The following is a 13804-nucleotide window of genomic DNA, read 5'->3' as shown; positions in this document are numbered from 1 at the left end:
ACTGGGACGCATGCGGACTCCACTCTCGGGCCTCATCGCGGCCGCGCTCGCCTCACTCGCCATCACATCGGGGGCCCTCGCGACTCCCGCCCACGCCACGGAGGCTGCCCACGCCGAGGAGGGGCGTACCGACCCGCTCCTTGCCTTCAACCACGCCTGGGCGATGGTCGACCGGGAGACGGCCGACGCGATCGAGCACTCCGACTACCTGGGCGAGTTCGCCGACCGCCGGATCAACACCGGCAACGACGGGACCTCGACCTGGACGGGTCGCTACCTGCTCGGCAAGGAGACCTACCTGGAGTTCTTCGGTCCGGGCGACGCTCCCGACGCAGTCGCCGGTGACACCGGGCTTGCCGTCTCGGCGGACAACGACGGCGACCTGGCCATCGCGGCCGCCAACCTGCGCGACCTCGGCGTCGACCCGGTCGAGTTCACGCAGGTGACCGATCTCGGCGACGGCAACCCGATCCCGTGGTTCGACGCCGCCTACACGACCTCGACCTACGACACCTTCTTCTCCTGGGCGATGGAGTACCGCGACGAGTTCCTCGACGACCCCCGGCTCTCCTTCCCGCCCGCCGCCTACGAGGGCGACGTCAGCCGCGACCGCTACAACCGGGATCGCTATCTCGACCACCAGCTGCGCGACGTCATCGGCATCCAGATCGCCACCACCGCCGCCGACATCGAGAAGATGGTGCCGCTGTGGCGCGCCGCCGGGATCACCATCCGGGTCCTCAAGGACGGCGGCGTACTCGCCTTCGACGGCATGACCACGATCCGCCTGCTCCCGGTCCCGGCCGACGAGGCAGGCGTACGCCACATCATCCTCGCCCTCAACGAGGCGGCCGAGGAGCCGCACACCGAGACGATCGGCAACTCGACGCTGCACGTCGGCCCGGGGGCGTACGCGCTGTGGACCTTCGACCCGATCGAGGCCTCCGCGTCCACCCGTTCCAAGGGGTCCGGCAAGCCGCTCCACCCCGCGTTCGGCGGCTGAGGTAGTAATCTCCGCAGCAATGGCCGGGAACACCCGACAGACTGGCACGAGCGTGACCAGCCGGGCACTTGCGATCCTGAGCGCGTTCGACGAGCAGCACCGGTCGATGTCGCTCAGCGACATCGCTGCCCGCGCGGACCTTCCGCTCGCCACGACCCATCGGCTCCTCGGCGAGCTCTTCCGGTGGGGTGCACTGGAGCGGCTGCCTTCCGGCGACTACGTCATCGGCCGGAGGATCTGGGACATCGGCCATCTGGCCCCTGCCGAGACCGGGTTGCGCCAGGTCGCCGAACCCTTCCTCCACGACCTCTACGGCGCAACCCTGGCCACCGTGCATCTCGCCGTACGTGAGGGGCTCGAGGTCGTCTACCTCGACCGGCTACGCGGCAACCAGTCCGTCCCGGTGGTGAGCAAGGTCGGCGGGCGCCTGCCCCTGCACACCACCGGGGTCGGCAAGGTCCTCCTCGCCCACGCTCCGGACGAGGTCCAGGAGACGGTGCTGGGCGCTCTCACCCGGGTCACCCCCTACACGATCACCCAACCGGGTGTCCTCCGCAGACAGCTGCGGCAGGTGCTCGACAAGGGCTACGCCACCACCCGCGAGGAGATGAGCCTCGGCGCCTGCTCGATCGCCGTCCCGATCCACCGCCGCGACGAGGTGATCGCCTCCCTGGGCCTGGTGGTGCCTACGCTCAAGGGCAGCGAACAGAGGTTGTACGGCGCACTCCGCGTCGCCGCGCAGTCGATCGGACGGCGGCTCTGAAGAACTTCGGCTCTGAAGAATTTTGGCGGGCTTTCCACTGAACGGAAGCTGTGTCGATGTTCACAGGGGTGACCGCTCTTAGGTTCGTCCCATGAATGTGTCCGCAACCACATCGTCCACCGTCAGTGGCGATACCCGGAGCCTTTGGCCGGTCGTCCTCTGCTGGCTCGCTGTCGCCCTCGACGGCTATGACCTCGTCGTCCTAGGAGCGGTCATCCCCACCTTGGCGGGGACCGGCGCGCTCGGGTTCACCGAGGCGTCACTGACCACGGCCGCCACCGTCGGCCTGATCGGGGTCGGCATCGGTGCCGTCGCCATCGGTCCGCTCGCCGACCGGTTCGGCCGTCGCAAGACGCTGATCAGCAGCATCGCGCTGTTCTCGCTGCTCACCTTGGCCGTCGCCTTCGCGCCGAACGCCACGGTGTTCATCGTGCTGCGCTTCCTGGCAGGCCTGGGCCTGGGCGCCTGCCTGCCGACGGCCCTGGCTTTCATGAGCGAGCACGCTCGCCAGGGACGTTCGGGCACGGCCATGACGCGGATGATGACCGGCTACCACGTGGGCGCCGTACTCACCGCTCTGCTGGCTCTGTGGGTGATCCCGAAACTGGGCTGGGAGGCGATGTTCGTGATCGGCGGCGTCGCGGGCCTGCTGACGGTCCCGGTGATGTGGGCGAAGCTCCCGGAGTCGCAGGCCTACCTGGAGACCGTCGAGGCCGAGAAGGTACGTCCCTCCGAGGTCGTTCGCGGCCGCCTGCTGTGGGTCAGCCTGGGCCTGTGGGCGGCGTCGTTCTGTGGACTGCTGCTGGTCTACGGCCTCAACACCTGGCTGCCGACGATCATGGGCGAGGCGGGCTACTCCCTCGACGCCGGGCTCGGCCTGCTCCTCACCCTGAACGTCGGCGCGGTGATCGGACTCGTCCTGGCGGGCCTGATCTCCGACGCCAAGGGCAACAAGCCGACGGTGGTGACCTGGTTCGGCGTTGCTGCGCTGATGCTGGCCCTGCTGTCGATCAAGATGGAGAGCAGCTTCTTGGTGTACGCGGCGGTGCTGGCCGCCGGCATCTTCGTCTTCAGCGCGCAGGTGCTGGTCTACGCGTTCGTCAGCCACCTCTACCCCGCCCGGATCCGCGGCACGGCGCTCGGCATGTCCGCCGGCATCGGCCGGGTCGGCGCCATCGTCGGACCGTTCCTCGGCGGCGCACTCCTCACCGCCGGCATCGCCTATCCGTGGGGCTTCTACGCCTTCGCCGGCGCGGCCGTGATCGCCATGCTGGCTCTGCTGACCGTGCCGGCGCACCCCGAGGAGGGGGCGGCCGCGTAGCGGACAGGGGCTGCCGCGGCCGAACGGTCAGTCGCGACCAGCTCCCTCCGGGGCGAAGGCGAGGGACTCGCCGGACAGATCCTCGAGCGCCTCCCAGACCCGGGCCGAGACCTCTCGGCCCGGGTCGATCGTGTGCGGCAGCGGAGCCAGGCGTACGGGGCGGCCGGCTGCCTTCTCGGGACCGTAGTAGTCGCCGCCGACCGCGTCGGGGTCGACCAGGGCGCGTACACCGGACCAGGCCGCCGCGTCCTTGCCCTGCGCCCACGGGGTGAACGGGTTCCGCCGGTAGCCGATGCTGCCCTCGCGGATCCCAGCGCGCTCCGGCGTCTTCGCATCGACGCCGACGCCGGGGTGCGTGAGGATCGAGGCGACAGGCAGCCCCGCGGCTCGCAGCCGGCGGTCGAGCTCGTAGCCGAAGATCTCGGTGAGCGTCTTGGCCTTGACGTACGCGGCGATGCCGGCGCGAGGCGTCGCCCTCGGGTCGGACACGTCCATGCGGAAGCGCCGCACGAACCCGGTCGAGGCGTGCACGATGCGAAGCGGATCGTCGACGGCGGAAGGCCCGGCGGCCCGCACGGAGAGCAGTCGGGCGACGAGGCCGAAGTTGGCGACGGCATGCGCGCCGGTGATGAGCGGAAGGCCGTCCTTCGTCGTGGACGCGCCGGAGAGCTGCATGGGGGCACCGTTGAGGAAGATCCCGTCGAGCCGTGCCAGCGCGGCGAGCTGCTCGGCTCCCTCCGCGACCGACGCGAGAGAAGTGAGATCGAAGGCCACCGACGTCGTGGCCGCCCCCGGGACCTGGCCGCGGATCGCGGCCGCGGCGACGTCGATCTTCTCGGGCGAGCGCGAGGCGAGCACCACCTCGGCGCCGGCCGAGGCGAGCTGCTCGGCGGCGAAGTAGCCGATTCCCCCGGTGGCGCCGGTGACGGCATAGACGCGACCACGCAGATCGGGCAGGTGAATGGGGTCCCAGGTCATGAATGCTCCTCTAATCGGATAGATGATCCGTTTCAGGATATACCCAAAGCGGATAATTAATCCGAATCGAGTAGAGTGTGCACATGTCCCTGCTACGTTCGGACGCAGCTCGCTCCCGCGCGAAGATCCTCGACACCGCCCGCGCGCGGCCGGTCACCGAGCTGCGCCTCAACGAGCTGGCGCGTGCAGCCGGCGTCGGCGTCGCGACGGTCTACCGCCACTTCCCCACGGTCGACGCCCTCGTGGAGGCACTCAACCTCGATGCGCTCGAGCAACTGGTCGCCCGGGCGCGCACGGCGGCCGAGATCCCCGATCCCGGCGAGGCGTTCACCACCTTCGTACGCAGCGCCGCCCTGTTCCAGGTCGAGCACGAGGGTCTCCAGGCAATCCTGCTGTCCGAGGACGTCTCACCGGCCGCACGCGCGCTCCGCGACGAGCTCTTCGGCCTCGCCGAGACCACCCTCGAGGAGGCCATCCGCAATGGCTCCGTACGTCCCGACATCACCAGCAGCCACCTGCAGCGGCTCGTCTGCGGCGTCGAGCACGCCGTCCGGCTCGGCGACGGAACCGACCGCGACCTGCTCCTCGATGTGATGCTGTCCGGCCTCGCCCCGACCGCCTGACCGCTGCTCGACGACCTACTGATCGAGCGCTGGATGGAGGTGCTCGGTCTCGATGGCGACCCGGGCCTGCTCGGCGGCGGCGCGGAGCGCTCCTTCGACCGGTTCCGTACGCAGCCGCGCGGCCAGGAAACCGGCCATGAACGCGTCCCCGGCGCCGTTCGTGTCCACGACGGTGGCCGGCGCCGCGGCGACCTCGTGGCGGGTCCCGTCGGCCTCGAGCGCGATCGCGCCCTTGGCACCGAGGGTGCACACCGCGAGGCGGGGACCGCGGTCGAGGCACGAGGCCATCAGGTTCCAGGCGTCATCGGTGCCGTCGTCGTTCATGAACACGCCTTCGGCGGCGCGTAGGAAGGGCTCGTGGAACGACGACGACCCGTCGTAGTCGTGCAGGTCCATCCACAGCGGCGCCCGCCGGGCGGGCATCGCCTCGAGCACCAGCCAGCCGAGCTCACTCAGGTCGACCACCGCGAGATCCGCCGCGGCGACCGCTCTCACCGCCGCCTCGACCGCGTCGGCGGACGGGGTCGAGGGGGTCGAGACGTACAACGAGACCCGGCCCCCTCCGCCTGCCATCAGGTTGACGTGCCGCTCGGTCTGCTCGCTGGCAATCGCCTCCACGACGACGCCCGCCTCGGCGAGCCGCTCCCGCAGCAGCGCGCCGTCCTCGTCATCCCCGACAGCAGCCCATAGACGTACGTCGATGCCGAGACCGGCCAGATGCAGCGCCTTGCCCGCGGAGGTTCCGCCGACCGTGTGCCACGCCCGCCGCGCGAACTGCATGTGCGGCACCGGCTCGGGCAGCCGGTCGAGCTCGATCAGGTGGTTCCAGGACGCGGGGCCGCAGACGATGACCCGGGGAGCAGACGACATCGCCCTATTCCAGCACTCTCTTCCAGCACCCTTCGCGGTCAGTAGGTTCAGTAGGTGGTGACGTCGACCGACACCGACGACGCATCCCGCAGCGGCGCGATGCTCTCCGCCTCTGCAACGAGGGCCTCCTGATGACGTCTGCTCAGAGCCTCGAACGCCTGGAGCTCGACGCGCAGCTTCCGGCCGCTCTTGCGGGCGCGCCAGGTGCCGACGATCTCGCCGTCGGCGAGCATCGTCCCGGGGTCGCCGGTGGTCCTCCAGATGTCCCGGTGATGGGCCTTGTCCACGATGGTGTCTCGATCGCGCAGCTGGGTGTAGGCGTCCCGGGGCGGAAGCAGCCGCACGCCGATGGGCATCGTTGCCGTTCGAAGTGCGTCGAGATCGCCGGCGAGAGCCCATGTCCGACCACCGAAATCCACCTCGACCAGCTCATGCTCGAGATGGCTCCACCACGGATCGACATCCCCCGCCCGCACGCCCAGCCACGTCGCGAAGTCGCTTCGGGTCGACGGGCCGTAGCAGCGCAGGTAGCGCCGGAGCAGCTCGCGGCGACAGGCCACGGGATCGGCCTCCGCAACGGGACGTCCGAGCCAATCCTCGGTCAGGACGAACGGGGCCCTGTTCCCGGTGCGCGGCGCGAAGCAGACGGTACGCTGCAGCGCGAGCAGTCGGACGCAGAAGTGCACCACCGCCTCGCCGATGGGCTGGCCTACGGCGTACGGCCCCTCTTCGTTCCAGACCCCGCGCTGCTGAGCCGTCAGCTCGGGAGCGATCCGGGCGGCAACCTCGGCTCCGAGCTCGTCGATCGCCAGCTGCCGTCCCGACAGGACCTCGCGCGTGGCCGTCGTGACGATGTCGACCGTCTCTGTGAGACTCAATCCGAGCCGGTCGACGGCCTGCTCGACACCCAGCACGAAGTGCCGCCGCGCCTCCTCGGTCACAGGCAGCACCCCGGTCGTGTAGACCTCGGCCTCAGCGGTGGGGACGTAGTACGGGGCACCCCGCAAGCTCCACGTCAGCAGCATGGTCCTGTCCTCCACCGCCCCGGCGACCACGTCGGCCGAGACGCCCTCGACCCGAGCATGGAACGCCAGCAGCGCCGACCCTGGTGGAGTGTTCTGGATGCCGCACCGCCCGGCGGCCGTCAGCAGGTCCCGCTCGCCGGGCCGGACGTCGAGATGGTGCGACGCCAGCCGGAACGCGACCACGTTCTCCCGCTCGATACGCTCGGCCACCGGACCAGGGTACGGCCCGGGCTCACCCCGCGACCGAGGCTCTTGGTGACGTACGGGCGAAGGCGATCGCAGCGAGGGCCGCTGCCTGATCTCCGAGCAGCGCGTCATCGAAGACCACCCGCGGGGAGTGGTTCCACTCCACGGTGGCGAGATCGGTGTCCGCGGGCGAGGTGAGCATGCCGATGAAGGTGCCGGGGACCTCGTCGAGGACGAAGGAGAAGTCCTCCGAGCCCATCATCGGCGTCGGCATGATCATCACGCGCTCCTCGCCGAAGACGCCGCGGAGCACGTCGACCGTGTCGGCTGTCTCGGCGTCCGCGTTGACGGTGACGGGATACATCACGTCGAACTGCACCTCGGCCGTCAGCCCGTGAGCAGAAGCGACCCCCTCGATCACCCGCGGCAGACCCTCCTGAAGGATCGCGAGCGAGGCGGGTGACATGTTGCGTACGGTCGCGGCGAGCTCAACCGTCTCGGGGATGACGTTGATCGCGCCGTCGCCGGTGGACAGGCGCGTCACCGAGAGCACGACTGGGTCGAACGCGTCGAACCGCCTGGTCACGAAGCTCTGCAGGGCGAGCACCATCTCGGCGGCGGCGGGCACCGGATCGAGGGTCTGGTGCGGCTGGGAGCCGTGGCCGCCGCGGCCCTTGACCGTGACGGAGAGGTGGTTCGAGCCGGCCGCCATCGCGCCGGGCCGGGTGGCGAAGAGACCGCGCGGACCGGGGCCGACGTGGATCGCGTACGCAGCGACCGGCCGCTCCCCCGCGACATCGAGCAGCCCCTCCTCGAGCATGACCTTGGCCCCGCCGTGGCCCTCCTCACCGGGCTGGAACATGAAGATCACCGAGCCGTGCAGCTCCTCTCGGCGGGCCGAGAGGAGCTTGGCCGCGCCGACGAGTCCGGCGGTGTGCAGATCGTGGCCGCACGCGTGCATCGTGCCGTTGCTCGAGGCGAAGTCGAGCCCGGTCGCCTCCTCGATGGGCAGCGCGTCCATGTCACCACGCAGCAGCACCGTGGGTCCGGGAAGCGCCCCGCGCAGCACCGCCACGACCGAGGTCGTCGCAGTGCCCGTGGTGATCTCGAGCGGCAGGCCCGCCAGGGCGGCGAGGACCCGCTGCTGCGTACGCGGCACGTCGAGGCCCAGTTCCGGGTCGGCGTGGATCGCCCGGCGCAGGGCGACGAGGTCGGGCAGGAGGGCTTCGGCGTCGGCGGCGAAGTCGGGGATGGTCATGGATCAGCCTTCCGGAGTGACGGCGGTGGGGGCAGGGGTGACGACGGGATCCGCAGCGGCGGCGCTCTCGCGCGGCATCCGCATGAAGGCGAGCGCGAGGGCGGAGAGGACGAACGCGGCGGCGCAGACGCTCCAGACCGTGACGTACCCACCGATCGAGGAGCTCAGCGAGCCCGATGCGGTGAACCCGGCGAGCACGACGGCGAACACGGCCCCGGCAGCCGATCCGCCTAGCGTGCGCAGCGAGTTGTAGACACCGGCCGCGATGCCGGTCTGGTCGCTCGGCGCGAGCTCGGCGACCAGGGCGGGAAGGGCTCCGAGGAGCAGCCCCATCCCGATGCCGTTGACCGCGGAGACGAGGAAGATCTGCCACAGCTCGGAGTGGAACGCGATCTGGACGAGGAACCCGCAGGCCGGCAGCACGGCCCCGGTGACCAGGACCGCGCGGATGCCGACCCGGCGGGCGATCGACGCGAAGACGGCGGCGCCGACCGTGGCCAGGATCGTCACCACGGCGGTGACCGCGGATGCCGTGCCCGCCGTGGCGGCGAACCCGTAGCCGGTCTCGGCCGGGTCGGCGGTCAGGAACGTCGTCGACGGCGACTGCGCACCGAACATGACCATGCCGAAGAGGAACGCGGTGAGGTACACCGGCCCCATCCGCCCGGAGACGATGAGGCGTACGTCGATCGCCGGCGCCTCCGCGCGCAGCTCCCACACGACCCAGAGCGCGAAGATCACCAGGGCCACGGCGAGGGTGCCGATGGTCGTGACGGAGGCGAACCCCTCGCTGGAGGCCAGTCGCAGCCCGAAGAGCAGCACGACCATGGCGAGGCCGATGCCGACGAAACCGAGCACGTCGATCCTGGTCCGGGTGCGGGTCGTGGACTCCGGCACCTTGACGAAGACCGCGTACACGCTGACCAGCACGAACAGCACCGGCATCAGCAGCGTCAGGGTGAGGCTCGGCAGCAGCGCGGAGAAGACTCCGGCTGAGATCGTGCCGAGGATCGCGCCGCCGGTGAGGCAAGAGACGAGCAGGCCGATCGAGGTGCGCGCGGTGTCGCCCTTGATCCGGTTGTGCACCAGCGCGATCTCCAGCGGCAGCCACACAGCGAGCGGCCCGACGAGGATGCGCGCGGCGAGCACGAGCGGATAGCTGGGCAGGAACGCCGTGACGACCGTGCCGATGAGCACGGAGACGACGCCGATGCGCAGCATCCGGCGATGTCCGAAGATGTCGCCGAGCTTGGAGAGCAGCGGAACGCAGACGGCGGCGGCGAGCGTCTGCACGGTGAGGAACCAGGTGATGTCCGAGTCGGAGACCCGGAGGTGGTCGGCGATCTCACCGAGCAGCGGGGCGTAGAAGCCTTGGACGAAGCCGCTGGCGAGCTCGCAGAAGACGAGGAAGCCGACGATCGCGCGAGCGTTGATCTTCGGTGGGGACTGGGTGGGGGCGTCAGTGGTCATGGTTGGCCTGTTTCGTCAGCGCCGTCGAGGCGGCGCGGCGGTCGGGTGACGAGGGCGTCGATGATGTCGACGTAGTGGCGCTCGTCGATGTGGATGCGCTTGACCGACTGCCGATAGAGGGTGAGCCCGGCGATCGTGTCGAGAATGATGTCGTGGTGGACATCGGCAGGGAGCTCACCTCGGGCGATGGCCCGGTCGATGATCTCGATCCCCTGCTCGCGGCGGTGCTTGAAGAACCCCTCCCACAGGGCGGGGAAGACATCGGGCTCGAACATCGCCCGCATGCCATGCACCCGTTCGGGAGAGAGCTCCTGGTTTCGCTGGTTCTGACGAGCGTGCTCGAGAAGGTCGGCGCGTACGTCGCCACTGTCGGGTGTCGCCCCGAGCTCCACCTGTGACCGAACCACAGCAGCGACCAACGCACCCTTGTCGGCATAGCGCCGGTAGATCGCGGTCTTGCCGCAACCGACGGCCTTGGCGACCTTCTCCACACTCAGCCCGGCGTAGCCATACTCGCCGAGCAGACGTCCCGCCGTCTCCAGGATGCGACGCGTGAGGTCCTCATCCGTGGGCCGGCCGAGCTTCTCGTCAGATGCCATGCCCAAAACAATACGATACGACCTGTTTCGTATGTGTAAAAAAGCGTGTCGCTCCCAAACCCTGTTCTTGGAACAGAGTCAAGGACGACGCCGTCCGCGCTACTTCCGATCGAGTCCGGCGATCAGCACCAGCGCGGCGAAGCCGTCCTCGGTGCCCGGCCACTGGGCTCGAACCGCGTCGATCCCGGCGCGGCGTACGACACCACGCAGGACGGCGGCGACGATGATCGCGTCGTCGGCGTAGCCCAGCACCGGGATGAAGTCGGGCACCAGATCGATCGGCAGGGCGAGATAGACCATCAGCAGCCCGAGCCTGACCCGTACGCCGCGAGGCATCGACCTGTCAGCCGCGAGCCGACGCAGCAGCCGCACCACATCGGGCAGGATCCGCAGCGCTTCGCGGAGCAGGTCGCCGCGCGGTCGGACGACGAGCAGCGCGATGATGAGGCACAACCAGGTGAGCAACAGCGCCGCGACGATGCCGATCGCCAGGTCCCACCAGAACGAACCGGTCATCCTCACCCTCCGGGCCACGCCGCGCTCAGTGGTGGCGCCGCACGCCCGAATTCCATCACGGCGCCACCACAGGCAGGACGGTCAGGCCGCGACGACCGCCACGCCCGTACGTCCGCCGTCGACGTCCAGCACGGTGCCGTGGACGAACTCGGCCTCATCGGAGGCGAGGTACGCAACCGCCGCGGCGATCGCGTCCGGACCGCCCGAGCCACCCGCCGGGGTGCCGGCCATGAGTCCGTCGGCGGCCCAAGGGCCATCCAGAGCGGGGTCGCGGATCACGCCGGGCGAGACCGCGTTGACCCTGATCCCGCTGTCGGCGAACTCCGCGGACCAGGCGCGGGTGAGGGTCTCCATGGCCGCCTTCGTCGAGGCGTACAGGGCACCGAGCGGGAGGCTCAGCCGCGCGACCCAGCTGCCGAGGTTGATGATGACGCCTCCACCGGCCGCCTTCATCTGCGGCGCGAGCGCCTGGGTCAGGAAGAACGGCGCCTTCACGTTGACGCCGTACACCTGGTCGAACATGGTGGCGTCGGCCGTGAGGGTGTTGGCCGCCGGGAAGATCCCGGCGTTGTTGACGAGGATGTCGAGCCGCCCACCGAGCGCGGCGAGGGCCTGCTCGGCGAGGGCAAGGCTCGCTTCGGGACTGCCGTCGAGATCCGCGGCGACGAAGTCGGCGCGGCCACCGTTCGTACGGATCGCCTCGACGACCGCCGCTCCTCGCTGTTCGTTACGGCCGGACACGATCACGTGCGCGCCCTCGGCGGCGAGACGCTGAGCGATCGAGCGTCCGATGTTGCTGGTCGAACCGGTGACGAGAGCCGTCTTCCCGGAGAATCTGTGTGTCATGTCTGCGACGGTAGAGAGCGTAAATTGGACTTACAAGTCCAGTATTTCGAGGAGCGGCATGGGCCTGACGCTGTTCCTCGAGGCGTCCATGGAGATCCTGTTCGATCACCTCCGCGGCTGATCCCCGAGCAGTACGCTCGACAAGACGGCGAGCTGACCTCGACGTCGTCATGGTTCACGGAGGAACCCATGCCACTCACCAGAGTCCACAATCTTTCGATCTCGCTCGACGGCTTCGCGACCGGGGAGCCGCAGTCGGCCGAGGCTCCGTTCGGGCATGCCGGCGAGCGCCTTCACGAATGGATGTTCGCCACCCGCTACTGGGATTCGTCCGGCGGCGCGGGCGCGGACGACGCGTTCGCGCAGCGGCACAGCCAGGGCATCGGCGCCGAGATCATGGGTGCGAACAAGTTCGGTCCGCCAGGATGGCAGGACGACCCGGACTGGAAGGGCTGGTGGGGCGCCAACCCGCCGTTCCACTCGCCGACCTTCATCCTCACCCACCGGCCGCGTCCGCCGGTGGAGATGGAGGGCGGCACGACCTTCTACTTCCTGGATGCGCCCCCAGCCGAGGCCCTGGAGGCCGCGTTCGAGGCCGCCGATGGTCAGGACGTACGTCTTGGGGGCGGGGCGACAGTGGTGCGCGACTTCGTCGCCGCCGGGCTCGTCGATCTGATGCACCTGGTCCAGGTCCCGATCGTCCTCGGTCGTGGCGTACGCGTCTGGGACGGGCTGGAGGGCACGGAGAAGGACTACGACATCGAGGCGGTCTCGACACCCAGCGGCGTCACCCACCTGACCTTCACCCGCAAGCCTGCTGACTCCTGACGCCGGCGAACGGTCCGTCGAGGGCCGCCCACTGCAGGAGCATGACCGTCTTGCCGTCGATGATCCGGCCGTCCCGGGTCATCGCGAGCGCCTCGGCGAAGTCGAGCTCGAGCACCTCGATGTCCTCGCCCTCCTCGGCGACTCCTCCTCCGTCTCCGGTGCGGCTCGCCGGCGAGTAGGCCGCCGAGAAGAAGTGGAGCCGTTCGGTCACCGACCCGGGGCTCATATAGGCGTCGAAGACGTGGTCGACGTCGGTGAGGCTGATGCCGAGCTCCTCGGCGCTCTCCCTACGGATGGCGGTGACCGGATCGTCGGCATCCAGCAGCCCCGCGGCCGCTTCGATCAGGAGCCCGTCAGGATGGTCGTTGACGTAGACCGGATATCTGAACTGCCGCGTCAGCAGGACCGTGCCTCGCTCGACGTCGTAAGGAAGGAGCACGGCGCCGTTCCCACGGTCGTACGTCTCGCGCTGCTGCGTCTCCCAGCGCCCGTCTCGTCGGCGGTAGTCGAACGTGGTGCGCCTGAGTACGTGCCACCCCTGCGAGGTCAGGTCGACGTCTCGGACCACGACGTCGGGGTTGCGGGTCAGCTCCCGCCCGGCGCGGTCGAGACCGATGCGGCCTCGATGGTCGGGGACCTCGATGCCAGGGCGTGCGTGGGCTTCAGCTGTCGTCATGGCGGCAGATTACATGCAATACTGTGCAAGAGCAGAAAGGAACGTGCATGCTCGTTGGACAGCGCCGCGCCCATCTTCTGCGCATTCTGGACGAAACAGGCAAGATCGTGGCCAAAGACGTCGCTACAGACCTGGGCATCTCCGAGGACAGCATCCGCCGCGATCTGCGCGACCTGGCCGCGGAAGGTCTGTGCCAGCGGGTCTACGGTGGCGCGCTCCCCGTCTCACCGGCGGTGGTCGACTACACCACCCGTCACAGCGTCGAGCCCGGCGGAAAGCGCGCGGTAGCGGCCACGGCCGCCGGCCTCGTACGCCCCGGAAGCACGCTCATCCTGGACGGAGGCACCACCGCCCTCGCCGTCGCGGAGGCACTTCCCCGGGACTTGGAGTGCACCGTCATCACCAACAGCCCGACCGTCGCCTCGGCCCTCCTGCAGCACCCGAGCGCCGACCTGTTCCTCCTCGGCGGCCGGGTCTTCAAGCACTCCGCCGTCGCCTGTGGCGCGGCAGCCGTCGAAGCAGCCCAGAACGTCTCCGCCGACCTCTGCCTCATCGGCGTCACCGGCGTCCACCCCGAGGCCGGCCTCACCACCGGCGACGCCGAGGATGCCGCGATGAAGCGCGCCCTGGCCGCGCGTGCGGCCGAGACGTACGTCCTCGCCTCCTCGGAGAAGATCGGCACCGCCTCCCCCTACCGGGTGCTCCCCTGGGATCAGGTCACCGGCATCATCACCGACGCCGACCAGACCGACGACGTGATCAAGCAGCTGTCAGCACTCGACGTCGAGATCCTGCACGCCGGCGGCGCGTTCTAGGAACGAGTCCCATGCCCAGCGGATCAC

At 69.6% G+C, this 13804-nt stretch carries 15 protein-coding genes; 6 read left to right on the top strand and 9 right to left on the bottom strand.

The window, feature by feature from the left end; genetic code table 11:
- The first annotated feature begins 10 nt into the window (after nt 1-10).
- The 3 genes from ABZU72_RS09165 to ABZU72_RS09155 all read left to right on the top strand — a co-directional run bounded on the left by ABZU72_RS09165 (nt 11) and on the right by ABZU72_RS09155 (nt 3087).
- A complete protein-coding gene (locus ABZU72_RS09165) occupies nt 11-1003 on the top strand; it encodes a DUF5829 family protein (protein WP_355018549.1) in 993 nt (330 codons plus the stop codon).
- A 52-nt stretch (nt 1004-1055) separates the two neighbouring features.
- Entirely contained in the window at nt 1056-1766 is a 711-nt protein-coding gene (locus ABZU72_RS09160; RefSeq protein WP_355018548.1) for an IclR family transcriptional regulator, read from the top strand.
- A gap of 91 nt (nt 1767-1857) precedes the next feature.
- Nucleotides 1858-3087 carry an aromatic acid/H+ symport family MFS transporter gene (locus tag ABZU72_RS09155; RefSeq protein WP_355018547.1) on the top strand — a complete coding sequence of 410 codons (1230 nt, stop codon included), beginning with the start codon at nt 1858-1860 and terminating at the stop codon, nt 3085-3087.
- A gap of 27 nt (nt 3088-3114) precedes the next feature.
- On the opposite strand, the gene ABZU72_RS09150 is transcribed toward ABZU72_RS09155, so the two are convergent.
- Entirely contained in the window at nt 3115-4065 is a 951-nt protein-coding gene (locus ABZU72_RS09150; RefSeq protein ID WP_355018546.1) for an SDR family NAD(P)-dependent oxidoreductase, read from the bottom strand.
- Nucleotides 4066-4148: 83 nt separating this feature from the next.
- Between ABZU72_RS09150 and ABZU72_RS09145 the strand changes: the two genes are divergently transcribed.
- Nucleotides 4149-4688, top strand: coding sequence for a TetR/AcrR family transcriptional regulator (locus ABZU72_RS09145; RefSeq protein WP_355018545.1), 540 nt, complete (start codon nt 4149-4151; stop codon nt 4686-4688).
- A gap of 15 nt (nt 4689-4703) precedes the next feature.
- Here the strand turns inward: ABZU72_RS09145 and ABZU72_RS09140 are convergent, their stop codons facing one another.
- From ABZU72_RS09140 to ABZU72_RS09110, 7 genes are all read right to left on the bottom strand, one after another.
- Entirely contained in the window at nt 4704-5558 is an 855-nt protein-coding gene (locus ABZU72_RS09140; protein WP_355018544.1) for a PfkB family carbohydrate kinase, read from the bottom strand.
- A 47-nt stretch (nt 5559-5605) separates the two neighbouring features.
- Nucleotides 5606-6793: a winged helix DNA-binding domain-containing protein gene (locus tag ABZU72_RS09135; protein ID WP_355018543.1), complete on the bottom strand. Its 1188-nt coding sequence runs from the start codon at nt 6791-6793 to the stop codon at nt 5606-5608.
- Nucleotides 6794-6815: 22 nt separating this feature from the next.
- The gene (locus ABZU72_RS09130; RefSeq protein WP_355018542.1) at nt 6816-8027 is read right to left on the bottom strand and encodes a M20 family metallopeptidase; all 1212 of its coding nucleotides are present in this window, start codon (nt 8025-8027) and stop codon (nt 6816-6818) included.
- 3 nt (nt 8028-8030) lie between these two features.
- On the bottom strand, nt 8031-9497 hold the full coding sequence (locus ABZU72_RS09125) for an MFS transporter (RefSeq protein WP_355018541.1): 1467 nt from the start codon (nt 9495-9497) through the stop codon (nt 8031-8033).
- The gene (locus tag ABZU72_RS09120; protein ID WP_355018540.1) at nt 9494-10096 is read right to left on the bottom strand and encodes a TetR/AcrR family transcriptional regulator; all 603 of its coding nucleotides are present in this window, start codon (nt 10094-10096) and stop codon (nt 9494-9496) included. Before ABZU72_RS09120 ends, ABZU72_RS09125 begins: the two co-directional genes overlap by 4 nt.
- Nucleotides 10097-10195: 99 nt before the next feature.
- Entirely contained in the window at nt 10196-10612 is a 417-nt protein-coding gene (locus ABZU72_RS09115; RefSeq protein WP_355018539.1) for a DUF1232 domain-containing protein, read from the bottom strand.
- Nucleotides 10613-10693: 81 nt separating this feature from the next.
- A complete protein-coding gene (locus ABZU72_RS09110) occupies nt 10694-11458 on the bottom strand; it encodes an SDR family oxidoreductase (RefSeq protein WP_355018538.1) in 765 nt (254 codons plus the stop codon).
- A 189-nt stretch (nt 11459-11647) separates the two neighbouring features.
- On the opposite strand from ABZU72_RS09110, the gene ABZU72_RS09105 reads away from it, so the two are divergent.
- The gene (locus ABZU72_RS09105) at nt 11648-12286 is read left to right on the top strand and encodes a dihydrofolate reductase family protein (RefSeq protein WP_355018537.1); all 639 of its coding nucleotides are present in this window, start codon (nt 11648-11650) and stop codon (nt 12284-12286) included.
- Here ABZU72_RS09105 and ABZU72_RS09100 read toward each other — a convergent pair.
- Nucleotides 12261-12962: an NUDIX domain-containing protein gene (locus tag ABZU72_RS09100; protein ID WP_355018536.1), complete on the bottom strand. Its 702-nt coding sequence runs from the start codon at nt 12960-12962 to the stop codon at nt 12261-12263. The two genes, ABZU72_RS09105 and ABZU72_RS09100, sit on opposite strands and share 26 nt — an antisense overlap.
- Before the next feature lie 47 nt (nt 12963-13009).
- Between ABZU72_RS09100 and ABZU72_RS09095 the strand changes: the two genes are divergently transcribed.
- Complete coding sequence (locus tag ABZU72_RS09095) at nt 13010-13777, top strand: DeoR/GlpR family DNA-binding transcription regulator (RefSeq protein ID WP_355018535.1); 768 nt, start codon at nt 13010-13012, stop codon at nt 13775-13777.
- Nucleotides 13778-13804: the final 27 nt, after the last annotated feature.

It is taken from the genome of Nocardioides sp. NPDC004968 (genome assembly GCF_040608935.1).
In the GTDB taxonomy this organism is placed as follows: Bacteria; Actinomycetota; Actinomycetes; order Propionibacteriales; family Nocardioidaceae; genus Nocardioides.
Note: the sequence above shows the minus strand (reverse complement) of the source record. Positions and strands in the feature narration are given on the sequence as shown.

Coding starts and splice junctions, on each gene's coding strand:
- ABZU72_RS09145 (WP_355018545.1), top strand. CDS start 4,149: ATGTCCCTGCTACGTTCGGACGCAGCTCGCTCCCGCGCGAAGATCCTC.
- ABZU72_RS09165 (WP_355018549.1), top strand. CDS start 11: ATGCGGACTCCACTCTCGGGCCTCATCGCGGCCGCGCTCGCCTCACTC.
- ABZU72_RS09110 (WP_355018538.1), bottom strand. CDS start 11,458: ATGACACACAGATTCTCCGGGAAGACGGCTCTCGTCACCGGTTCGACC.
- ABZU72_RS09125 (WP_355018541.1), bottom strand. CDS start 9,497: ATGACCACTGACGCCCCCACCCAGTCCCCACCGAAGATCAACGCTCGC.
- ABZU72_RS09115 (WP_355018539.1), bottom strand. CDS start 10,612: ATGACCGGTTCGTTCTGGTGGGACCTGGCGATCGGCATCGTCGCGGCG.
- ABZU72_RS09150 (WP_355018546.1), bottom strand. CDS start 4,065: ATGACCTGGGACCCCATTCACCTGCCCGATCTGCGTGGTCGCGTCTAT.
- ABZU72_RS09100 (WP_355018536.1), bottom strand. CDS start 12,962: ATGACGACAGCTGAAGCCCACGCACGCCCTGGCATCGAGGTCCCCGAC.
- ABZU72_RS09120 (WP_355018540.1), bottom strand. CDS start 10,096: ATGGCATCTGACGAGAAGCTCGGCCGGCCCACGGATGAGGACCTCACG.
- ABZU72_RS09105 (WP_355018537.1), top strand. CDS start 11,648: ATGCCACTCACCAGAGTCCACAATCTTTCGATCTCGCTCGACGGCTTC.
- ABZU72_RS09095 (WP_355018535.1), top strand. CDS start 13,010: ATGCTCGTTGGACAGCGCCGCGCCCATCTTCTGCGCATTCTGGACGAA.
- ABZU72_RS09130 (WP_355018542.1), bottom strand. CDS start 8,027: ATGACCATCCCCGACTTCGCCGCCGACGCCGAAGCCCTCCTGCCCGAC.
- ABZU72_RS09140 (WP_355018544.1), bottom strand. CDS start 5,558: ATGTCGTCTGCTCCCCGGGTCATCGTCTGCGGCCCCGCGTCCTGGAAC.
- ABZU72_RS09155 (WP_355018547.1), top strand. CDS start 1,858: ATGAATGTGTCCGCAACCACATCGTCCACCGTCAGTGGCGATACCCGG.